This window comes from Selenomonas ruminantium subsp. ruminantium ATCC 12561, assembly GCF_000424065.1.
Classification (GTDB): domain Bacteria; phylum Bacillota; class Negativicutes; order Selenomonadales; family Selenomonadaceae; genus Selenomonas_A; species Selenomonas_A ruminantium.
The window spans coordinates 1-21,755 of sequence record NZ_AUJE01000043.1; the positions used below are offsets into that span (position 1 = coordinate 1).

A 21,755-nucleotide genomic window follows, 5' to 3' on the forward strand; every position below is an offset into this window, starting at 1 on the left:
GTGAAGCCTGTCCCGAGATGAAGTATCTCATGGAGTAATCCAGTAAGATTCCTTGAAGAAGACAAGGTAGATAGGTTGGGAGTGGAAGTGCCGTAAGGCATGCAGCGGACCAATACTAATAAATCGAGGGCTTATCTTTCAGAGCTAAAATGTTCGACATAGAAATTTCTTCTGTATAGTTTTGAATGTGCATAACATTCAAAAGAATATCTGGTGACGATAGCTGAGTGGTTCCACCTGTTCCCATACCGAACACAGTAGTTAAGCACTCATACGCCGAAAGTACTTGTCTGGAGACGGACTGGGAGGATAGGGCGTTGCCAGTTAAGTGATAAGCACCCTGAGGGGTGCTTTTTTCGTATATATATTTATCCAATTTAAAGTAGGAAATTGGCAGGAATTTTTCTCTCGAAGTGGAATTATCTATGATGAAGCAAGAAAATGGATTAGGATAATGATGTTAGGGAGAAATATTTATGGGATTAAAACAGAAGTTTATGGCCTTATCTGGTCTGATGGGATTGCTCTTGGCAATCGTATCCATCGTGGGCTATTTTATGGCCAGCTCGGCGTTGCGGGAAAGCGTGGACAGTGAACTGCGGACTACGATTTCCAGTGAGGCCAATGAGCTGAATGGGTGGCTACAGGAGAAAAAAGCTTTCGGTGTAGCAACCACCAACCATATGACCAGTCTGAATGGCAATATGGAAATCATGCAGACAAAGGAAACTCTGGGCACGACGATTTCCGATAAGGAAATCCTGGAGATGACCGCCGGAACTGAGGATGGCTGGTTCTTCGGTTTCAATTCCGGTGATAACACGGGCAAGAAAGACCCGCGGGAGCGCCCTTGGTACAAAGACGCCAAGGCAAAGGATAAGCCGGTCTTTACGGATGCCTATATTGATACGAACACCAATAAACTGGTCGTATCCGTCGCTGCGCCGATTAAAGCCAATGGGCAGTTTGTCGGGGCGACCTGCTTGGATATCGCACTGGATGTGCTTACCGAACAGACCAATCACATGAAGTATCATGGTGAAGGCGCAGGCATTATCGCCGAGGCAAACGGCAATATTCTGGCAACCTCTGGTGCCGGTGAACCGATGAAGAATTTTAAGGAAATTGATGGTCTGGGCAGTCATTTCGATGAAATGCTCAAGAATAAAGAAGGTTATTTTGAAGTAACCATTGATGGGCAGGACAAGCTGTTTGCCTATACGACGGTGCCGGAAACCGGCTGGCTTATGGGTATCTCGGTTCCGAGTGATTTTGTATTTGCTTCCCTTACACATTTGAAAATCGTGTTTGCGGTTCTGACGGTAGTCGGACTTCTGCTGGCAGCATTTATCTGCCTGACTTTTGCTAATCGGATCACCACGCCGATAGAAGGCTTGGAGTCGCATGCTACGCAGCTGGCTAATGGCAATCTGGCAATCAAGAACCTGCCAGTAACGTCCAGTGATGAAATTGGCTCGCTGACGAATGCCTTTAACACCATGAGCGGCAATTTGCGCAATTTGATTTCCAAGATGGCGGCAACCAGTGAGCAGGTGGCCGCTTCCTCGGAAGAACTTACGGCCAATGCCCAGCAGTCGGCGGAAGCATCGGTGCATGTGGCTGAAACTGTGGGCCAGGTTTCCATGAATATGGAAGATCAGCTGCAGAACATCGATAATGCCAAATCCAATGTTGATAATGTTTATGATGATGTTACCGCTATGGCAGAAAAAGCCCGTATGGTTACGGAAACATCGGGACGTACTGCCGAAGCTGCACAGCAGGGCGCGTCTCTGATGGAAAATGCGGTGAAACGCATGGGGAATATCGAAAAGAGTGTGCTGGCTTCAGCAGATGTGGTACAGAAATTGGGCGAAAACAGCAGTCAGATTGGGCAGATTGTCGAGGCAATTTCTTCAATTGCCGAACAGACAAATCTTTTGTCCCTCAATGCGGCTATTGAAGCGGCCAGAGCCGGTGAACATGGCCGGGGGTTTGCCGTCGTAGCTGAAGAGGTACGGAAACTGGCCGCAGAGTCGCAAGATTCTGCAGAGCAGATAAAAGAACGGATTATGTCTATTCAGACAGACACTTATGAGGCGGTTAAGGCAATGAACGCCGGGACCGATGAGGTGAAGCGTGGAACCGCTGCTATCCGCGAAGTAGGTGAGCAGTTTGAAGGTATCCTTTCAATGGTCAACGGAATCAAGACACAGATGGACGAGATAAACACTTCAGTAGAAGTCGTGGCTGCCGGGGCAGGCAATATTGTCACCGCAGTGGATTCTATTGATTCCATCAGCCGCAAGACCTCAGAAAATACGCAGACGATTTCTGCAGCTACTCAGGAGCAGTCGGCTTCGAATGAAGAAATAGCGGCAGCTTCTCAGGCTTTGGCTAATATGGCTTCTGATATGCAGACAGCAATTGGAAAGTTCAAATTGTAAAATAAAAAATAACCGTTGCTTCCGAAAGGAAGCGGCGGTTATTTTTTTCAGCGCATTTTATTTAGGATTGTACTCTGTTATCGTCAGTTCCGGGTGTTCATTCAGGTTAATCATTTCCCCGGAGGACATGCTGACAATCGGGTGAGCCGCGAAATCGTTGGGATAAGCGGCAATAAATCCCTTATCACCATTATTCAATGAGATTTTTGAACCAAGGAATGCATCTTTTATATGGGTGAGTACTGGTACACAGACTTCCGGATCTAATGATACATACATATTTTCAGTCAGGTGAGCAATGGCGGCAAAGGGCGTTTGCTTAACGTAGCCTTGCCGTTCGGCGGTGATATTGTCATAGATATCCGCAATCATAACGATGCGGGCAAATTCATGGATACTCTCTCCTGTATTGCCGAAGGGGAAACCCGTGCCGTCCATACGCTCATGATGCTGCATGGCGGCCAGCTTTATACCATCCGATATTCCTTCTATATTGCTCAGGATATGTTGTCCGTCTACCGTATGCTGGATATAGGCTTCATAATCTTCTCCCTGCAGGTTGTTGATGTTTTTATCCAACAGCCTTTGGGGAAATTTGCTTTTGCCAATATCATGCAGAAAGCCGGCTAAAATCAGTTCCCGCGTTTTTGCACGGTTAAAGCGCAGCCACTTGGCGATGACACCCGTCAAGATAGAAACGCGCAGGGAATGATTGTATATATCGCTGGAGCGATGGTTGAGCTCATAGAGATAATCAATGGTACCACTGTTACGGGCCAAGGGGGCAATGGTTTCCTTTACCATGTCCTGTGTTTCGGACATGGGAACGTTGCCGGATTTGCTCGTCTGTTCAAAAATCGTTTTCGCTTCCTGTACGACACTGTCATATTCTTTGACAAAGGCATTGCCACGGTTAAAGATACTCGATGCATTTTGATAATTTCTGCTTAATTCGTATTCATCTTTGATGTAGACAACGGGAATATTCAAAAAGGTCAGGCGCGTGAGATGTGCCTTTGTCAGTAACGTATCTTCAGACAAAACCACGACCATGTCATCATTAACGATGGTGCGGGCGAGAATCATGCCCGGTTTCAAATCTTCTACCGAAACAGCTCGCAAAGTAAACCCCTCCTTGCGTGGAAAGTTAGTCCACGATTCGATATATGTTTATTATTCGCTTTTTACAGGCGAATACCTTTATTTATTTTTCTTTGCTAGAAATTGAAGTCCAAGTCTTGACAGAGTTTACAAATTTACAGTATAATGAATCATGTATTAGTTCTTTAATGTGTTAAAGTAATTGTGAGAGGGGATTTTGAATATGAAATGGCAAAAACTTTTTGCGCTGGGATTAGCAGCGGTAATGACGATGGCCGTAACGGCTGGTTGTGGCAGCAGTACTGCGGATAAAGCAGGTGACGCAGGCAAGAAAATCGTAGTGGGGCTCGATGATAACTTCCCACCGATGGGGTTCAAAAATGAAAGCAATGAAATCGTAGGCTTTGATATTGACCTGGCCAAGGAGGCCAGCAAGCGTCTGGGCCGTGAGGTAGAGTTCAAGGCCATTGACTGGTCCAGTAAGGAAGCTGAACTCAAGAGTGGCCGTGTAGATATTCTTTGGAATGGTCTGGATATCACCGAGAAACGCAAGGAAAACATGCTGTTCTCTGACCCGTACATGGATAACCGTCAGATTATTTTCGTGAAGAAAGGCAGAAGTGACATCAAAGATGAAGCTTCCATGGCCGGCAAGGTTATTGGCACGCAGAGTGCCAGCTCTGCTGAAGAATACATGGATGGCAGTGCCTTCTTCAAGGAAAAAGTGAAGGAAGTCAAAAAGTATTCGGACTTTGTTTCTGCATTCATGGATTTGGAAAATGGCCGTGTTGATGCTGTAGTCGGCGATGAAATCACGGGCCGCTACTATATGAGCAAGCATCCGGACGCACTGGAGGCTGTGGATGTGGCTATCGGGGAAGTCGGTACCTTCGGTATCGGTTTTGCCAAGGAGAACCAGCAGCTGCGTGATGAAGTACAGAAGGTACTGAATGAAATGAAAGCAGATGGTACGATGGGCAAGATTTCCGAAAAATGGTTCGGTAAGGACATCACTAAAAAATAATATACCTGCAATAGAAAAACCGCTGCTAAGCTGAAATGTTTAGCAGCGGTTTTTTGGCGGTTCAGTCGTGGAAGATAAAGGAAAATTTGCGCCCGGGACTGATGTATTCGATGAGATTACATTCTTTGTCATCAATCTGGGCAGCTACGTTTACCCCATCATCTGCTGCCTGGGCTGTACGACAGATTTCGACCTCGCCGGTGTAGGGCAGATTGTTGTCATTATCAATGGTAATGGCACCTAAGGGGCGCTGACGGGGCACTGCCTGAGGCACGATATGCAGACCGCTTTTTTGAAGCAAGGCTTGGCCTTCCATGGCGCGGACGGCATTTTGGGCAACATCTTGACGCGAGGTAAAAACGTGTGCCAAATGCTGGCGCTCGACCGGGTTATCGGTCTGCCATTGGGCGCGAATGGTTACCGCCTGGTCCGATAAGCTCGCCAGGGCGGATAATTCTTCACTATCCGGCAGATTCCCTATAAATACCGTATCAATGCCCAGCGCCACTAAATGGCGGGCAGCAAGGGACGTATCTTCGTCACGATGATTTTCCAGCGTGGTATAGCCAGAAGCGCGCAAACTGTGTTTGCGGTTTTTTCCGGGCACGAAAGCACCTACCCGAATGCCGGCTTTATGCAGAAGCAGGGTCTTTTGCAGCAAAAAATCTTCACTAAGCCCCGTGCCACGCCTGGGATAAAAACTGTGCAGAGCCTCAATTTGCCGAAAATTGGCTTTGTATTCAATCAGGGCTGCCAATAGTTTATGCGTGACGGTAGATGCATTGAGGACAATGCGGATGCCCTGCCGGTTTTGCGATAGGGGGGCAATTTCTTCCGGGGAAAAGCCTTCGGCGAGCCGCAATTTTTTTATGCCCCACATACGGAACAGCGAGGGGCTTAACTCCCGCAGTTCAAGTCGTTCCATCGCATAGGGGGTGACATTGGCAATGACTTCCAGATTATGCTGCCGGGCAGTCTGCAGGATTACAGACAACTCCCTCTTGATGTCTCCTAAGTCACAATCGTATTCAGGCAGGGAAATAAAGAGCCGCTTCAGATTGCTGGCGGCAGCTGCTTCGATAATGGCGGTGCTTTCGTCCCAAGGGATGCCCTGTCCGGGATATAAGGAAATACCATTCTCCATAACTCGTTCCTTCCTTGTTCGTTCGATTCCATTACCTAAATATTCGGTTTTGGGGGCGAAGAATCCTTTTGTTAATTCTGTTAAAAATTTTTCACGGAAAAGAAGGTTTTTGGCCGTGTGTGTGGAATTAAAAAAGAGCAAGACATAATACATGATATAATGAAGGCCTTAACCTTGCAGGGTAATTATTAAGATGGGGGAGGATTATAAATGGCAGAGGATATCAAGAACAGGGAAGAAATCAATGCGCGCTTGTCTTCAGCAATCGAAGAAATCGCAACTTCAACCCAGACCGTTTACGAGGCAGTTGAACAGGTGGCTAAGAGTGCCAGTGCGCTGGCCAAGGCAGGTCAGGAGTCGGTAGAGCAGGCAAAACTTCTGCAGGAAAAGAATGCAGATACCATCAAGGTCATTGACTTCATCACCAACATTGCTGGTCAGACCAATCTGTTGGGCCTGAATGCCGCAATCGAAGCAGCCCGCGCTGGTGAACAGGGCCGTGGCTTTGCCGTCGTAGCAGAAGAAGTGCGTAAACTTGCCGAACAGTCCCGCGAAGCAACGGAAAAGATTCAGTCCACGCTGAATGAAATGAACAAGGCGGTTGAGGGCATTTCCAAGACCATCGAAACCACCGGTTCCATCAGTGAGGAACAGGCCGCTTCCACGGAAGAAATCACGGCGAACCTGTCCCGCGTAACCAAAGCTGCAGAAGACTTGAAGAAGTTTGTCGAAGCCTTGAACTAAAGAGGAAAATAGCCTTTCGTTGCGAAAGGTTATTTTTTTATCAATTTTTGTGAAAAGCTATTGACAACAGACGGTTTTATCCGTATAATTATGTCCTGTAAGTGACACAGTCACATGGCCCGGTAGTTTAGTTGGTTAGAATGCCGCCCTGTCACGGCGGAGGTCAGGGGTTCAAGTCCCCTTCGGGTCGCCATTTTGCCTTTGTAGCTCAGTTGGTAGAGCAGGGGACTGAAAATCCCCGTGTCAGTGGTTCGATTCCGCTCGAAGGCACCATTTGCAAAAAACAAATCCTTGTCATGGCATTGGCTTTGACAAGGATTTTTTCGTATGGCGAAGGCTAAGGAACTGTTCATAAATAAATTTTAGATTTGACGGTAATTTTATTTATTGCCAGTTCCTAACGCGCGCGGAAGTCGATATAGAGAACTTCTGCTACAGAAAAGAGCATCAATCCTTTTTTGGTAAAGAATGAAAAAGAATCAATTCCTTGAAATTGAAAGGAACTCAAATCATTGCTCTGCAGGAATTTTTGCCCATCTTTGTCTATGTAGCGAATGGTTAAAATATCGTCAACATTTACAGAAGAACCATTCTTCCAATGCACAATTGCTCTCATGATATCACCTCTAACATCATATTCGACAAAAAGAGGGTGTTTCCTGCTCGTGAATCAGCAAAGTTGTGTTATACGGAATGAAATTGTGTAAAATTAGGAGTGTAGTGATGGAAGCATTTTGGGCAGCATTTTTATTGATTTTTTTTGCGGAAATGGGCGATAAAACCCAGTTTCTCGTGATGGCGCTGGCAGGCCGGTATACCAGCCGGGCAGTCCTCATTGGCATGACTTTGGGAATCCTGGTCGTGCATGGGCTGGCGGTGGCTGTAGGCGCGACTATTGGCAGCCTTATCCCAGCCGAGAAAATGACCATCGCCGCCTCCGTGCTCTTTATTTGCTTCGGTCTTTGGTCGTTGAAAGGCGAAAGCGAGGAGGAAGAAGAGTGCAAGGCCAGCCGCTTCGGCCCCGTGATGACCGTGGCCATGACCTTTATCATCGGCGAAATGGGCGATAAAACCCAGCTCGCCGCCGTGGCACTTGCCTCCGAGATGGGCAGCTGGCTGTGGGTCTTTGCGGGGGCTGTAGCCGGAATGATCATTGCTGACGGTATGGGGCTCGTGGCCGGCAACTACCTGCAAAAGAAAATATCGCCCCCGACCATGCAAAAAGTGTCGGCAGCGATATTTATCGTGTTTGGGGTGGCAGGGCTGGTGCAGTGTTTGCTGCTTGGATGATGCTAAATAGACCTGCGAATCCCGCAGGTCTATTATTTTTAATAAATTCTATCCAGCTCATACCCGTTATCATGCAGGGCTTTGGTAATGCGCTGGATGTGTTCTTCGTTGTTGGTCTCGCAGGTGACTTCGAGTATTACCTTCTTGAAGCTGTCGGTCACTTTGGACTGGTTGTGGTTGAGTTCGATGACGTTGGCGTTTTCTTCGGCGAGGATGCGGGCGACGTTTAGGAGCTGGCCGGGTTTATCCGGCAGGAGTACGCCAAAGCAGAAGACGCGGCCGCGGGCGATTTTTGCCTTTTCAATCAGGGCGGAAATCGTGGAGATGTCGATATTGCCGCCGCTGACGATGGCGGCTACTTTTTTGCCCTTGAAGGGGAGTTTGGAGAGGGCGGCAAGGGAGAGCACGCCTGCGCCTTCGGCGATGAGTTTGTGTTTTTCAATGAGCGATAACAAAGCGCCCATGATTTCCATTTCGGAAACGGTGATGATGTCGTCGAGGTATTTTTTGCAGAATTCATAGGTGAGCGTGCCCGCAGTCTTTACGGCACAGCCGTCGGCTACGGTGTCGGCGGATTTTAAGGTGGTGATTTTACCTTTAGCGAAGGCGGCCTTCATGCAGGCCGCGTTTTCGGGTTCTACGCCGATAACCTTGATGTCGGGATTGACGAGTTTGGTCGCCAGGGCCACGCCGGAGGCAAAGCCGCCGCCGCCAATGGGCACGAGAATGGCGTCAATGTCCTTGCAGGCGTCGATGATTTCGAGCGCCGTGGTGCCCTGTCCTAAGAGCACCTGCAAATCGTTGAAGGGGTGGATATAGACATAGCCATGCTGTTTTTGGAGTTCCAAACTGTAGGCGTAAGCATCGTCAAAGCCGTCACCGTGGAGCACGACTTCAGCGCCTAGTGCTTTGGTGCCTTCGACTTTGAGAATTGGGGTGGTAGCAGGCATACAGATAACGGCCTTGACGCCGAGTTTTTGGGCGGCGAACGCTACGCCCTGGGCATGGTTGCCGGCTGAGGAGGTAATTACGCCTTTAGCCCGTTCTTCGGAGGTGAGTTGGCTGATTTTATTGTACGCGCCGCGCAGCTTGAAGGCACCGGTATGCTGGAGGTTTTCGGGCTTCAGGTAGACTTTGTTGCCGGACAGTTCCGAGAAAAAGTCGCTTTCAATAAGGCGGGTTTTGCGGACAATGCCTTCTAAGTTGCGGGCGGCCTGATAAACGCCGGCGATGGTGGTCTGTTCGACGATTTCGGTATTATTGGGCTGGCTGTTTTTTTCTTTAGACATAATAGAACCTCCTAAACTTTAATTGTTTACATAAAGTTTATTTTTACGGTGAATTATTAACAAAAATGTTCTATTTAGTGTAGCATTATCCGTGAGAAAATGTCAATGTATTTTCTGAGCTTTGAGGGAGGATTTTATAAGCGGGGGCGCGAAATACTAAGTAGATGATCTTTACGGGGAGGTTGATGAGATGAAGTTATCCCGTATTTTGGTGCCGGTGGATGCGTCCGATACTTCACGGCGTGCCTTGCTGTTTGCGGCTAATCTGGCTCAGGAGATGCAAGCAAAGCTGGATATTTTGCATGTGACGTATTTTACAAGTGAGACAGATGCGCAGGAGGAAAGCTGGCTGCCGGATGAAATTGCCGGCCATGTGCGCAGTGATGAAGCGGCGACAAAGAGCATGGTTGAAGACTGCAGACTGGAGAATGTGGCTTATGCGTATCATTGCCGTACGGGTATACCGGTTGAGGAAATCCTGCAGTTTGCGGAGGAAAGCCTGCCGGATTTAATCGTGACTGGTGGCCGCGGGCTTGGTGTTGTGGAAGGCTTTTTCGCAGGCAGTGTCAGTCAGGAGTTAGTGGAACGGGCACAGACAGCTGTGATGGTGGTTAAATAACATTAGAGGGGGTAATCTTTATGATGAAAAATATTCTTGTGCCGGTAGATGGCTCGGAAGGTTCAGACCGCGCAGTGGCAGAGGCTATTGCCATGGCCGAGGTCTGTGAGGCAAAGCTCAACTTCCTCTATGTGGCCAATATCAATCAGCTGGCAATTAATGCCTGCTTGTCCGATGCGATTTTGGAGGCCGTGACCAAGGCGGGCAATGTCATTTTGGATAGGGCCATGGAAATGGTGCCTTCGGGAATTGAGAAGGAAGCATTTTCGGAAACCGGGTCGCCGGCCGTGGTGATTCTGGATTTTGCTTCGTCCAATGATATTGATTTAATCATTATGGGCAGCCGGGGGCTTGGCATTGTCAAAGGCGTGCTGTTGGGGAGCGTCAGCCAGTATATCGTGGAACAGGCGAAATGTCCGGTGCTTGTAGTTAAGTAGTTCGGGGGTTTGTGGCTGGCGGGGCGGCTGAGGGCTGTTCACGCTCTGCTATGATGATTCGCTAAAAATTATTTTTGTCATAATAAAAACGCAAAGCACTTAAACTCACTGCGTTCAAACAAAAGTGCTTTGCGTTTTTTTAGGTGGTGGACAAAAATAATTTTCTTAACGCGAATCATCCTACGCGTCGCTTAGAACAGCCCTCAGCCGCCCAGCCAGAAGACCATGCCAACCTAGTGTAGTATCTGATTGACAATTGCATTTTGTGTATTACCAATCCGAGTTTTATCGTTCTTTTAGTGAGATATCGCTAAAAGTGTAATTATCCGTTGGACGGTACACGAGTATTCCTCGCTGAAAATGAGGTAATAAGTATGGTAATTAAGCGTGATGTCAGTCCGTTTTCCAAGCCCCATGGCGAGGATATTCTAATGCAGCTTGATAAGGTGAGGCGGAAAGCGACAACTAGCCGCCAGCGGCCGTGCTTGCCTAAGCGAAGCGTCAGGCGAGCGAGCGTAAAGAAAAATCTCCTTTGCCTACCTTAATATCATGTCTAAAAGTCTACTGTTTGAGCGCAGCGAGTTTTGACTTTTAGGCATGCTTAATTAAAAGGCAAAGGAGATTTTTTAGCGAGCCGCCGAGCAGAGCGTGGCAAGCATGGCCGCTGGCGGCGTACTACGAACGAACGACCTCATTAGATGTCCAAAAGGCGAATCTTCCCCGTTTTGCGATAGGCCTTCATATCGATGATGCGTTGGTTGGCGGAGCCGCGAAAGTTCAGGGTCAGGTCGCGTTGTTTTTCGTCGTAGCGTCCGTCTACGAGGACGTCGATTTCCTGCAGCAGGGCGTCGATGGCGGGATTTTTTTTGGCGTTGAGTTCTTCCAGTGTGTAGCCGGTATAACTCCAAACATCAAGCCCGCGGGCATGGGCCTCGCGGGCTAGTTTTGTCAGGGGGGAGGGCTGGAGAAAGGGTTCTCCGCCGCTGAAGGTTATGCCATCGAGCAGGGGATTATTATCGATAAGATTGATGATTTCTGCTGTATCGGCATCCCTGCCGCCTGTGGCAGGGTGGGTGTTGGGGTTATGGCAGCCGGGGCAGTTATGGGGACAGCCCTGGGTAAAGACGGTTATACGAAAGCCTTCGCCGTCGACAATGGAATCCTCAACGATACCGGCAATGCGTATTTTCATATCAATGCATGACCGTGTGCTTTACGCGGTCATGTTCCTCGGCGCGCTTGGCATCGTTCCAGCGGTCAATGGTGCCGACGAGATAGCCCGTAATGCGGCGGATGCGCTCGAATTTCTGCGGCTGGAGCACATAATCCAGATGAATCTGTCCGTCAGCGGCGGGGGTCAAAGTCAGCTCGTTGACCTTTTCCTTGGTCTGGTCTTCTACATAACCGATATACTGTGCGATTTCGGCTTCCGTAATGTCGCTGAGACCATCAACGGTTACTACTACATCATTTACCATCATGATAATCACCTATCCTTTAGTATTTATAAGACCCATTGGGGTGTGTTCAAAGCAAACCACAATAAGTGGTGAATGTAAGGAAATTATACAATATGTATGGTGGTTCGTCAATATGGAATACTATATGTAGTTGTTTATGCACGGGGTTATCCACAAGGAAAAAGGTGGGGAGGCCTGTGATACAGGCAGAAAAAAAGTTATCCACAAATTGCCTGAAGGGGAATTTGTGAATAACTTGGAAAGGTAGAGGCTCTTTTCTTTGGCACAAAGGAAAGAACGAAAAGAAATAGCGAACTTCCTTGGGCGGCGGGGAGTAGTGAGTAGTTAGTTTGGCTGTTTTATAATTGTCCGAATCGGGAAGGGGATTTCGATGCCTTCCTGACGGAAGCGGGCCGTCAGGGCTTTGATGAATTCGTGCTTGAGGCGGAACTGGTCATCAAAGCGGGCGGAGTGCAGGAGCACGTTGAAGTCGATGCTGCTTTCGCCGAAGTTGTAGAAACGCACAGCCGGCTGGCGGTTGTCATCAATTATTTCGCCGAGGGACTCCAGCACATGATGGGCAACTTCGAGAGTTACATCTTCGACCTTTTGCAAATCGCTGTCATAGGCCACGCCCACGGGGATTTTGATGATGATATCGTGGCGGGGCATGCTGTAGTTGGTGATGATGGAGGAGGCGATTTTCTGGTTCGGAATGACGACCATATTGCCTTCGCCCACCGGAACGATGGTGGTGAAACGCCAGGTGATGTCGGTGACGCGGCCTTCCTCGCCGGAACTTAGATGAATATAGTCACCCAAGCGCAGCTGCTTGGAGAGAATCAGGTGCAGGCCGGAGAAGATATTGGCGAGCGTTTCCTGCAGGGCAAGTGCCACGGCCATACCACCGACACCCAAAGCGGTGAGGATGGGGGCAATGGAAATGCCGTAGTATTGGAGTACGACGAGTACGCCCATAGCATAGATGATGCCATTGATGATAGCCGTTAAGAGCGTGGTCTTAGGCATGGTCTGCTGGGAACGTTCGATTTGCATATCGATAACGCCGCTGACCGTGCGGGCAATAACCCGGGTGATGGTGAAGATGATCACGGTAAAGAGAATGTAGGAAAAAATCTTTACCAGAGGTTCAATGATGTCGATGGTGTTGACAATCCAGTAAAGGCCGACGACCAAACAGAAGGAAATCGGTACGCCCTGCAGGGCATTGATTAAGATGCCCTGCCAGGAGGTTTCGTCTGTATTGATGCGGTTTATGACACGCTTTTTAATCATACGGTTGAGCATGATGCCCACCGTGAGTGCCGCTGTCAGAATGCATAGGGGCACAATGAGCATTTCCAAAAGGTGCGTCCAGTCAATCCATTTTATCCAGTCCATATTGAGCAAAGTAATTCCTCCCTTGCGATATTTGCTTGAAATAAAAAATCTCTCTCATTATACTATAAGTAAAAAATAATAGTAAGGGGAATTTTATGGCTGAAATTTTAATTGTCGGACCACGCCTGCGGCTGCGCCGGGCGGTGGAGACGGATTTGGATTTTATCATGGATTTGGAATATGCGGAGGATAATCTGCCGTTTATCGTGCCGTTTGACCGGGATTTTCATACGAGTGTCATCACCAAGGGCGAGGCTTCCATGGATGTGATTGTGGAGGAAGTAGAGTCGGGGGAACCCGTAGGCTATTTTCTCGTGGCAGGCTTAAAGACGGACGCCAAGGAAATGGAATGGACGCATGTGATTATCGCCAAAAAGGGCATGGGCTATGGGCATGAGGCCATGCAGCTTATCAAGAAATGGTGTTTTGCGGTGAAAAAATTCCATCGGGCCTGGCTGGATTGCAAGGACTATAATGAGCGGGCGCTGCACCTGTATGAGTCGGAAGGCATGGTGCGCGAAGGCTTGATTCGCGAAACCATCATTACCAATGGAAAGTATGAGAACCTTGTGATATTAGGGATACTTGACCGGGAGTACGAAGCGCGGTTAGCGGCTGGGAAGGAACTGGCCTGACAGAGGATTATATCTATATGTTAAGACGCCCAATGGCTGATAATACTTTTCCTTCGTTATAGACAGGCTTGTCAAAAGCTGCGGAAAAGCATTATCAGCCATCGGGCTTAGTGCATTGTATATTGACGTAGCGAGTTAATATACAATGCAAAGGCAGACCGCTATTTGTTGCAAGCGGTAGGATTATGCGCATTTAGGGCGAGAACAAGAGGAGAACAGGGGATACCTTTCGGCAGCGTTTGACAAGCCTGTCTAAGCGGACGAAAGGTATCCCCTGTTCTCCGTCTTGAACCTCGAATCAGAGTAAGGTAATCCCTGAATAATTTTATACGATAATGAGGGCATATGGAGTCATGTGTCCTTTTATTGTGCGATAAATTGCGATACAATAAGAGCAACGAAAGGGAATGAAGAGAAAAATTCCCGTTGGTTTCATGATTAGGAGGCTATACAATGAACGCACAGGAAATTTTGTCCAAGGTTGACCATACACTGCTTAAGCAGACGGCTACGTGGGAAGATATAAAAGTAATCTGTGAGGAAGCTGTAAAGTATCATACGGCTACGGTTATGATTCCGTCCTGTTTTATCACGAAAATCCGGGAAAACTACGGTGGTAAGTTGAAGATTGCCACGGTTGTTGGTTTCCCGAACGGCAACTGCAACACGGCTGCTAAGATTGCTGAGACGGCACAGGCGCTGGCTGATGGTGCGGAAGAAATCGATATGGTCATCAACATTGGCATGCTCAAGGCAGGGGAAACGGAATATGTTACCGAAGAAATCCGTGCGTTGAAGCGTCTGTGCGGTGAGCGTGTGCTGAAGGTCATTGTAGAAACCTGCTTCCTGACGGAAGAGGAAAAAATCGCGGCCTGCAAGTGTGTGACGGAAGCTGGTGCTGATTTCATCAAGACGTCTACGGGCTTTGGCTCCAAGGGAGCAACGCTTGAAGATATCAAGCTCTTCAAGGAACACATCGGTGAAGGCGTACAGATGAAGGCTGCTGGCGGCATTCATACCCGCGAGGAAATGGTCGGCTTTATCGAAGCCGGTTGCACGCGTCTGGGTGCAAGTGCTGCGGTGAAAGTGCTGAAGGACGAGGTGGATAAATAATGGGTAAGTTCAAAAGAGCGTTTGTTATTGTTTTGGACAGCTATGGCATCGGTCAGGAACCGGATGCCGCCGACTTTGGTGATGGCGTTTGCAACACCTTGAAATCTATTGTGGGTTCGGATAAGTACGATACACCGAACATGAAAAAGCTGGGCTTGTTCAATATTGACGGCGTAGGCTGCGGCCAGCCGGTGGAAAAGCCGCTAGGCTCTTTTGCCCGCCTGCGTGAGCTTTCCCGCGGCAAGGATACCACCACGGGGCATTGGGAAATCGCCGGTATCGTGTCCGAGCGTCCTATGCCGACATACCCCGATGGTTTCCCTGCTGACCTGATTGAGAAGCTGGAAAAAGCGTTTGGCAAGAAGATTCTCTGCAACAAGCCCTATTCCGGTACGGCGGTTATCCACGATTATGGTCAGGAACAGGAAAAGACTGGCGGCCTTATCGTTTACACTTCCGCTGACAGCGTGTTCCAGATTGCCGCCAATGAAGCGGATGTGCCTGTAGATGAACTCTATGGCTACTGCAAGACGGCTCGTGAAATCCTGCAGGGTGAACATGGTGTAGGCCGCGTTATTGCCCGCCCCTATGTTGGTGAATATCCCAATTACACCCGCACTTCCCGCCGTCATGACTTCTCGCTTGACCCCACAGGGGATACGATGATGGACGCTTTGCGCCGCAAAGGACTGGACACCATTGGTGTAGGCAAGATTTCCGATATCTTTGCCGGCCGTAATGTCAGCCGCTCCTTGGGCATCAACAAGGACAACGTAGACGGCATGGAAAAGACCTTAAAGGTGATGGATGAGGACTTTGAGGGGCTGTGCTTTGTCAATCTCGTAGATTTTGATATGCAGTATGGTCATCGCCGTGATATCGATGGTTATGCTGAGGCTGCTACGGTGTTTGACAAGCAGCTCGGCGAGTTCATGGCCAAGATGCGTGATGACGATGTGCTGATGATTACCGCTGACCATGGCTGCGATCCGGGAGCTCCGGGTACCGACCATACGCGTGAATATATCCCTCTGCTTATCTATGGCAAGCATGTCAAGGAAGGCGTTAACTTAGGTACTTATCCTACTTTTGCTATGATTGGCGCTACCATTTCCGATATGTTTGATTGTGACCTGAAAACGAAGGGCGAGAGTCTGCTCCCGCGCTTTATCAAAGATTAATTTTACATCTATGGAAAAGAGGTTTTTCTACTATGAGAATGTATGACCTGATTACCAAAAAGAAACATGGCGAAGTACTGACGGATGCAGAAATCCAATACATGATTGATGGCTATGTGAAAGGTGAGATTCCTGATTATCAGATGTCTTCCATGCTGATGGCTATCTGGTTCAAGGGCATGAATGACCATGAAATCACCCAGCTCACGATGGTAATGGCTAAATCCGGCGATATGATTGACCTGTCCGCTATTGCCGGCAAAAAGGTTGATAAACATTCTACCGGCGGTGTAGGCGATAAGACGACCTTGATTGTTGGACCAATTGTGGCAGCCTGCGGCGGCAAGGTAGCCAAGATGAGCGGCCGCGGCCTTGGCCATACCGGCGGCACGGTAGATAAGCTGGAATCCATTCCGGGCTATAAGACGGCACTTGACCGCAAGGAGTTCTTCGATACGGTGAATAAATGCGGCATCAGCCTTATCGGTCAGTCCGGCAACCTTGCTCCGGCAGACAAGAAACTTTATGCACTCCGCGATGTAACGGCTACGGTTGACTGCATTCCTCTGATTGCGTCTTCCATCATGAGCAAGAAACTGGCTGCAGGCAGCGACTGCATCCTGCTCGATGTAAAGACCGGCAGCGGTGCCTTCATGAAGACGCTGGATGATTCCATCAAACTGGCACAGACCATGGTGGCTATCGGTGAAGGTGCAGGCCGCCGCACGGTTGCTTTGATTACGGATATGGATACGCCGCTGGGCCTGGGCATCGGCAACAGCCTCGAAGTTATCGAGTCCATGGACGTACTGAAGGGCAAAGGTCCGAAGGATCTGACGGAAGTTTCCCTGCAGCTGGCCGCCAATATGCTCTATTTGGTGGGCAAAGGCACGCCGGAAGAATGCCGCAAGATGGCTGAAAAAGCTATTGAAGATGGTTCTGCTTTTGAAACCTTCTGCACGATGGTTAAGGAACAGGGCGGCGATGACAGCGTGCTGCGCGATTACAGCAAGTTTGCACAGGCTCCCTTCAAAGGCGAAATCAAGGCCGAAAAAGATGGTTTCATCACCAAGATGAACGCAGAAGCTATCGGCGAAATGTCTGTAGTCCTCGGGGCTGGCCGTGAAACCAAGGAAAGCGATATCGATTTCTCTGCTGGTCTGATTCTCCATAAGAAATATGGTGATGAAGTAAAGAAGGGCGATGTACTCGTTACCCTCTACACGTCGAAGGAAGAAGCTCTGAAGGGTGCTGAGGATATGTACCGTGAAGCGGTAGTCATCGGCAGCAGCGCTCCGGAAAAGAAGCCTTTGGTATATGCCCGCGTAGAAAAAGATAAAGTAGAAAAATACTAAGCATTTACAGACGGCTGCCCCTGCCCATGGAAAGGGGTAGTCGTTTTACAGAGAATTATCAAATAATTATGTATTGAAGGAGAGTTTTTACAGTGGAGGATAAAGAATTAATCGCTGCGGCGAAAAAATACCGGGAATTTTCCTATAGTCCTTATTCCAAATTCAAAGTTGGTGCGGCGGTTCTGACGAAAAAAGGGAATGTATACGGCGGCTGCAATGTGGAAAATTCCAGTTTTCCTGTTACGAACTGTGCAGAGCGCACCGCTATTTTCAAGGCGGTTTCTGAAGGGGAACAGGAGTTCGAGGCCATTGCCCTTATTGCCGATACCCCGGGGCCTTGCTCACCATGCGGAGCCTGCCGCCAGGTGATGGTGGAGTTTAAGATTCCCAAAATCATCATGGCCAATCTGAAAGGCGATGTAAAGGTAGTTACCCTTGAAGAACTTATGCCTTATGCCTTTACGGAATTTTAACTTATTGACAAGTACATATGATTTGTGCGACAATAGGACACATGTCCTACAATCTATAAATCATCAAAGGGGAATTTATAATGTTACTAGTTGTAAACTTAATAGGTGTTGCCGTATTTTTAGGCATCGGAATCCTGCTATCCAAAAAGCGTAATGCTATTCAGTGGCGCTGCGTAGGAGCGCTTTTGGCACTTAACGTATTTTTGGCCTGGTTTCTGACATCCTTCTCCATTGGCCGCGAGATTATTGTGGCAGCTGCTGCCGGCTTTAACTGGCTGATCAGCGTGGCTTATGAAGGTATTGCGTTTGCTTTCCCGGATTGGGTACATGTTCCGCAGATGAACTTCTTTACTTCTGCATTGCTGCCAATCCTTTTGGTTGTACCGATGTTTGATATCCTGACTTATATCGGCGTACTGCCCTTTGTCATCAAATGGGTAGGCAAGGCGTTGGCTTTCCTGACGCATGCACCGAAGTTTGAATCGTTCTTTGCCATTGAAATGATGTTCCTGGGGAACACGGAAGCATTGGCTGTATCCAGCCTGCAGCTGAAGCGCATGAAAGCTGACCGCTGCCTGACGCTGGCCATGATGTCCATGAGCTGCATTACAGCTGCAATGGTTGGTATTTACACCAAGATGATGCCTGGTGAATTCATTATCACGGCTATTCCTCTGAACGTTATCAACGCGCTTATCGTTACGAACATTCTTCATCCGGTAAAAATTTCCGAAGAAGAAGATACCGTTGCTCGTGTAAATGATGATGGTGCAGAACGTGAGCCGTTCTTCTCCTTCCTTGGTAACTCCATTCTGGGCGCAGGCCGTCTGGTACTCATCATCTGCGCTAACGTTATCGCGTTCGTCGCGTTGGCAAAACTCATCGATATGCTTCTGGTGTTGATTCATCCGGCAGTTACCTTGGAAAATATTCTCGGCTGTGTCATGTTCCCCTTTGCCTGGTTGATGGGTCTGGAGAGTGGGGAAGCTTTCCAGCTGGCACAGTACATGGGTACGAAACTGGTAACCAATGAGTTCGTGGTTATGCTCAGCGTACAGGATATCATGAGCCAGTTCAGCGTGCACATGCAGGGCGTGCTCACCGTATTTGTCACCTCCTTTGCTAACTTCTCCACTTTGGGTATGATTATTGGCTGCTTCAAAGGTTTGGTGGACGATGACAAGAATGAGCTCATTTCCCGCAATGTAGGATATATGCTCCTGTCCGGTATTCTAGTTTCCCTGCTGTCCGCAGGTATTGCCGGTCTGTTCATTTGGTAAATCATAAAGGCCTTCCTTCGGGAAGGCTTTTTTATGTCTGTAAATATTTTTCTAGTCAAGGACGGGCGGGCGCGTTATAATGAGAATGATTGCTTTCAAGGATAACGAGGTGGTTGAATGATTAAACTGATCATGTCGGATATGGATGGTACATTATTGGACGAAAATGGCCGCCTGCCAAAAGGGTTTGCGGATATTGCCCGGCAGCTAAAGGAAAAGGGTGTGATTTTTGCGCCTTGCTCGGGCCGGCAGTATTATTCCCTGCTCGATACATTCAAAGGCTATGAAGATGAATTCTTATTTCTGGCGGAAAACGGGACGATGGTACGGTATCATGGCAAAGAACTTTTTTCCAGCACTATGCAGCGTCCGTTGGGGCTGAAAGCTTTGCAGGCCACGGCGGCATTGCCGGGGATTTACGAAGTGTTCTGTGGCAAAAAAGATGCCTATGTCTGTAAAAATCGCATGACAGATGAATTTGCGGCAGAGCTGAACAAGTATTATACGCACTCGGCTGTGGTGGACAGCTGGGAGGATGTAGACGATGAAATGATAAAGGCATCTTTCTTTGATGCTACCGGGAAGGCAGGCGAACGCATTATGCCTGCTTTGCAGAAATTTGCCGGGCCGTTCCAGATTGCCTTGTCCAGCGATTACTGGGTTGATGTGATGAATTTTGACATCAATAAGGGCATTGCCATTCAGCAGGTGCAGAAAAAGCTGCACATTGCGCCTATGGAATGTGCAGCCTTTGGTGACTTTATGAACGATGCCGAGATGATGAGTTCTGTTTATTACAGCTTTGCTATGGCCAATGCCCACCCCAAAATAAAAGAACTGGCCCGCTATCAGACGGCCAGCAACAGGGAATACGGTGTTTTGCAGGGAATACAGAAGCTGATTGATGACGGTTTATGCGGGTGAGGTGAGAATATGCGGGCAGATTATCATATGCATTTTGAAAAAGGCTCCTATGATGAGGAGTGGGTGGAAGGCTTTTTCCATCAGGCAAAGCTTTTAGGGCTGGAAGAAATCGGCATTTCGGAACACTCCCATACCTTCCCGGAATTTGAGAGCCTCTACTACGATGATCTGATTTTGGACGACAGTTTTATTGGACAGTTTCAGAAAAAATGGCTCAAGACGAATAAGTTCAAATATACTTTAGATGAATACTTTGCCTTTATGGCCAAGCTTAAGAAGAAGCATAAGGTCAAGACCGGCATAGAGGTGTGCAATTTCCAGAATCAGGATGCTGTGCGGGATATCCTGAAAGACTATAAGTTTGATTATGTGATTGGTTCAGTGCACTTCTTGAATGGCTGGGCGTATGATTCGGCAGAAATCATGGCGCAATGGGATAAGGAAGATTTGGCTGATGTGTATGAGGCGTACACGCAGGAGGTCGAAAAACTGGCGGCGTCCGGTCTCTATGACGTTTTGGGCCATCCCTACAATATCCGTTTGTTCCACTATATTCCTGAATTTGATGCCACGCCGTATCTGATTCGCGCAGTGGCGGCATTAAAAAAGGCCAATATGGTGGTGGATGTCAATACGGGGACGTTCTACCGCTATCCCATTGCGGAGATTACGCCCTACTATAAGTTTATGCGCGTAGCTTCGCGGGAGGGGCTGCCGATTGTCATCACCTCAGATGCGCATAAACCAGAGGATTGTGGTGCTTACCACGATGAGGCAGTGAACTATGCCCGCTCTTATGGCTATGAACAAACGATAAGATTTACCCAGCGGCAGCGTGAAGTCGTGCCATTGGAATGAAGTAATTTAGCAGCCTTCCCTTTGGGGAAGGCTGTATTCATGTCGTAAATAGTCAGATAATAAAATATCTTAAAAACATATTGACAAGAGCGGAGGGAAGGAGTAAAATTAAGGTGCATCAGTAATTGAAGCTTATATGTAAAACTGAAAAGTATCTGAAAATTTTTCCATATTTTCATCAAAAAGCCCTTAAGTATTTTCAGAAAATATCGATATACTTTGTAGAAGGAGCTCAAGAAGCAAGTTACAGGGGATTGTACTTGCAGTGACAAGCTGATGGGAATGCCGTGGATGGTTATTCCATCGCAAATCAGTGAAGTCACGAGTTTTTGATACAAGGAGAGATAAATCATGAAAGTACAAATTTGTTCGCAATGGATGGAAGAAGTTTTTATCCCTGTTCGCGTCAAACAGTTCACCAAGGCTGCGAAACTCTTAGGTTACAGTGACTTTAAGTCTTATGCAGGCGGAAATGACATGGACGACCTGGTTCAGATGGGCCGCAAGTCTGTTGAACGGCAGGTAGTAGCTGAATGGCTCGATGGCCGTGGTATTGCTGGTGAGACTGCCGGGGTCGCATGATGGAAATATGGAAAAAGGGCACTACCCGCTAAGGTGGGAAGTGCCCACTATTTTTTTGTCTTTAACCTAACCCGCGAGAAGTCCTCCACCTCTTAGGTGGGGGATGAAGGCGGGTATGGCGAATTTACATAAGTAATTGAGCCATACAATTGCTTTTTGTCTTATTGGGGAGTATAATCAGTCATAAAAGAGAAAGGACTTATTATACTATGGAATTAGATAACAATAACCATTCAGTGTTCTTACTCTATTATCATCTGGTTTTGGTAGTGAAGTATCGTCGCAAGGTATTCTCTGACCGAATGAGCCAATATGCTAAAGATATTTTTGTTCGCATTGGCTCATCATACAACATTACGTTGGAGAAATGGAATCACGACCAAGACCATGTGCATATC

The 21,755-nt window shown here is 48.0% G+C and carries 23 protein-coding genes, 2 tRNA genes and 2 rRNA genes; 20 read left to right on the forward strand and 7 right to left on the reverse strand.

Annotated elements, in window-relative coordinates; translation table 11 throughout:
- The 3 genes from G598_RS0113185 to G598_RS0113195 all read left to right on the forward strand — a co-directional run.
- Nucleotides 1-139: ribosomal RNA gene (locus G598_RS0113185) — 23S ribosomal RNA — on the forward strand; the annotation flags it as partial.
- 70 nt (nucleotides 140-209) lie between these two features.
- A 5S ribosomal RNA gene (gene rrf / locus G598_RS0113190) occupies nucleotides 210-326 on the forward strand.
- A 150-nt stretch (nucleotides 327-476) separates the two neighbouring features.
- Entirely contained in the window at nucleotides 477-2,447 is a 1,971-nt protein-coding gene (locus G598_RS0113195) for a methyl-accepting chemotaxis protein (protein WP_026767352.1), read from the forward strand.
- A gap of 57 nt (nucleotides 2,448-2,504) precedes the next feature.
- Here G598_RS0113195 and G598_RS0113200 read toward each other — a convergent pair whose 3' ends face one another.
- Complete coding sequence (locus G598_RS0113200) at nucleotides 2,505-3,569, reverse strand: HD-GYP domain-containing protein (RefSeq protein ID WP_026767353.1); 1,065 nt, start codon at nucleotides 3,567-3,569, stop codon at nucleotides 2,505-2,507.
- Between the two features lie 202 nt (nucleotides 3,570-3,771).
- Here G598_RS0113200 and G598_RS0113205 point away from each other — a divergent pair, with 202 nt between their 5' ends.
- Nucleotides 3,772-4,572: an amino acid ABC transporter substrate-binding protein gene (locus G598_RS0113205; RefSeq protein ID WP_026767354.1), complete on the forward strand. Its 801-nt coding sequence runs from the start codon at nucleotides 3,772-3,774 to the stop codon at nucleotides 4,570-4,572.
- A gap of 61 nt (nucleotides 4,573-4,633) precedes the next feature.
- Here the strand turns inward: G598_RS0113205 and G598_RS0113210 are convergent, their stop codons facing one another.
- The gene (locus G598_RS0113210; protein WP_026767355.1) at nucleotides 4,634-5,716 is read right to left on the reverse strand and encodes a MupG family TIM beta-alpha barrel fold protein; all 1,083 of its coding nucleotides are present in this window, start codon (nucleotides 5,714-5,716) and stop codon (nucleotides 4,634-4,636) included.
- Nucleotides 5,717-5,926: 210 nt separating this feature from the next.
- Between G598_RS0113210 and G598_RS0113215 the strand changes: the two genes are divergently transcribed.
- From G598_RS0113215 to G598_RS0113225, 3 genes are all read left to right on the forward strand, one after another.
- Nucleotides 5,927-6,460, forward strand: a complete 534-nt coding sequence (locus G598_RS0113215) for a methyl-accepting chemotaxis protein (RefSeq protein WP_026759918.1) — start codon at nucleotides 5,927-5,929, stop codon at nucleotides 6,458-6,460.
- Between the two features lie 116 nt (nucleotides 6,461-6,576).
- Nucleotides 6,577-6,653: transfer RNA gene (locus tag G598_RS0113220), tRNA-Asp, on the forward strand.
- Between the two features lie 4 nt (nucleotides 6,654-6,657).
- Nucleotides 6,658-6,733: transfer RNA gene (locus tag G598_RS0113225), tRNA-Phe, on the forward strand.
- A gap of 124 nt (nucleotides 6,734-6,857) precedes the next feature.
- On the opposite strand, the gene G598_RS0113230 is transcribed toward G598_RS0113225, so the two are convergent.
- On the reverse strand, nucleotides 6,858-7,076 hold the full coding sequence (locus G598_RS0113230) for a hypothetical protein (RefSeq protein WP_026767356.1): 219 nt from the start codon (nucleotides 7,074-7,076) through the stop codon (nucleotides 6,858-6,860).
- Nucleotides 7,077-7,183: 107 nt separating this feature from the next.
- On the opposite strand from G598_RS0113230, the gene G598_RS0113235 reads away from it, so the two are divergent.
- Nucleotides 7,184-7,750, forward strand: coding sequence for a TMEM165/GDT1 family protein (locus G598_RS0113235; RefSeq protein WP_026767357.1), 567 nt, complete (start codon nucleotides 7,184-7,186; stop codon nucleotides 7,748-7,750).
- A gap of 38 nt (nucleotides 7,751-7,788) precedes the next feature.
- On the opposite strand, the gene ilvA is transcribed toward G598_RS0113235, so the two are convergent.
- On the reverse strand, nucleotides 7,789-9,039 hold the full coding sequence (ilvA, locus tag G598_RS0113240; RefSeq protein ID WP_026767358.1) for a threonine ammonia-lyase: 1,251 nt from the start codon (nucleotides 9,037-9,039) through the stop codon (nucleotides 7,789-7,791).
- A gap of 190 nt (nucleotides 9,040-9,229) precedes the next feature.
- Between ilvA and G598_RS0113245 the strand changes: the two genes are divergently transcribed.
- Nucleotides 9,230-9,658, forward strand: a complete 429-nt coding sequence (locus G598_RS0113245; RefSeq protein ID WP_026767359.1) for a universal stress protein — start codon at nucleotides 9,230-9,232, stop codon at nucleotides 9,656-9,658.
- 20 nt (nucleotides 9,659-9,678) lie between these two features.
- Nucleotides 9,679-10,095, forward strand: a complete 417-nt coding sequence (locus G598_RS0113250; RefSeq protein ID WP_026759924.1) for a universal stress protein — start codon at nucleotides 9,679-9,681, stop codon at nucleotides 10,093-10,095.
- A gap of 694 nt (nucleotides 10,096-10,789) precedes the next feature.
- Here G598_RS0113250 and nrdG read toward each other — a convergent pair.
- The 3 genes from nrdG to G598_RS0113265 all read right to left on the reverse strand — a co-directional run bounded on the left by nrdG (nucleotide 10,790) and on the right by G598_RS0113265 (nucleotide 12,956).
- The gene (gene nrdG / locus G598_RS0113255; protein ID WP_037364397.1) at nucleotides 10,790-11,287 is read right to left on the reverse strand and encodes an anaerobic ribonucleoside-triphosphate reductase activating protein; all 498 of its coding nucleotides are present in this window, start codon (nucleotides 11,285-11,287) and stop codon (nucleotides 10,790-10,792) included.
- Between the two features lies 1 nt (nucleotide 11,288).
- Nucleotides 11,289-11,576: an anaerobic ribonucleoside-triphosphate reductase gene (gene nrdD / locus G598_RS0113260; protein WP_026767361.1), complete on the reverse strand. Its 288-nt coding sequence runs from the start codon at nucleotides 11,574-11,576 to the stop codon at nucleotides 11,289-11,291.
- A gap of 324 nt (nucleotides 11,577-11,900) precedes the next feature.
- Entirely contained in the window at nucleotides 11,901-12,956 is a 1,056-nt protein-coding gene (locus G598_RS0113265) for a mechanosensitive ion channel family protein (RefSeq protein WP_026767362.1), read from the reverse strand.
- A gap of 95 nt (nucleotides 12,957-13,051) precedes the next feature.
- On the opposite strand from G598_RS0113265, the gene G598_RS0113270 reads away from it, so the two are divergent.
- The 10 genes from G598_RS0113270 to tnpA form a co-directional block, all read left to right on the forward strand.
- The gene (locus tag G598_RS0113270; protein ID WP_026767363.1) at nucleotides 13,052-13,591 is read left to right on the forward strand and encodes a GNAT family N-acetyltransferase; all 540 of its coding nucleotides are present in this window, start codon (nucleotides 13,052-13,054) and stop codon (nucleotides 13,589-13,591) included.
- Nucleotides 13,592-14,044: 453 nt separating this feature from the next.
- Nucleotides 14,045-14,704, forward strand: a complete 660-nt coding sequence (gene deoC / locus G598_RS0113275; protein ID WP_026767364.1) for a deoxyribose-phosphate aldolase — start codon at nucleotides 14,045-14,047, stop codon at nucleotides 14,702-14,704.
- Nucleotides 14,704-15,885, forward strand: coding sequence for a phosphopentomutase (locus G598_RS0113280; protein WP_026767365.1), 1,182 nt, complete (start codon nucleotides 14,704-14,706; stop codon nucleotides 15,883-15,885). The genes deoC and G598_RS0113280 overlap by 1 nt, the downstream gene beginning before the upstream one ends.
- Nucleotides 15,886-15,917: 32 nt before the next feature.
- Nucleotides 15,918-17,240 (forward strand): pyrimidine-nucleoside phosphorylase, encoded by a 1,323-nt coding sequence (locus G598_RS0113285; protein ID WP_026767366.1) that lies wholly within the window; start codon nucleotides 15,918-15,920, stop codon nucleotides 17,238-17,240.
- Nucleotides 17,241-17,332: 92 nt separating this feature from the next.
- Nucleotides 17,333-17,713 carry a cytidine deaminase gene (locus G598_RS0113290; RefSeq protein ID WP_026767367.1) on the forward strand — a complete coding sequence of 127 codons (381 nt, stop codon included), beginning with the start codon at nucleotides 17,333-17,335 and terminating at the stop codon, nucleotides 17,711-17,713.
- A gap of 80 nt (nucleotides 17,714-17,793) precedes the next feature.
- Nucleotides 17,794-18,993: a NupC/NupG family nucleoside CNT transporter gene (locus G598_RS0113295; RefSeq protein WP_026767368.1), complete on the forward strand. Its 1,200-nt coding sequence runs from the start codon at nucleotides 17,794-17,796 to the stop codon at nucleotides 18,991-18,993.
- A 117-nt stretch (nucleotides 18,994-19,110) separates the two neighbouring features.
- Entirely contained in the window at nucleotides 19,111-19,917 is an 807-nt protein-coding gene (locus G598_RS0113300; protein ID WP_026767369.1) for an HAD family hydrolase, read from the forward strand.
- A 9-nt stretch (nucleotides 19,918-19,926) separates the two neighbouring features.
- Nucleotides 19,927-20,775 (forward strand): PHP domain-containing protein, encoded by an 849-nt coding sequence (locus tag G598_RS0113305; protein ID WP_026767370.1) that lies wholly within the window; start codon nucleotides 19,927-19,929, stop codon nucleotides 20,773-20,775.
- Nucleotides 20,776-21,126: 351 nt separating this feature from the next.
- Nucleotides 21,127-21,357: a hypothetical protein gene (locus tag G598_RS0113310; protein WP_026767371.1), complete on the forward strand. Its 231-nt coding sequence runs from the start codon at nucleotides 21,127-21,129 to the stop codon at nucleotides 21,355-21,357.
- A 209-nt stretch (nucleotides 21,358-21,566) separates the two neighbouring features.
- The coding region (gene tnpA / locus G598_RS19095) for an IS200/IS605 family transposase (RefSeq protein WP_157833348.1) at nucleotides 21,567-21,755 on the forward strand (189 nt) is incomplete at its 3' end.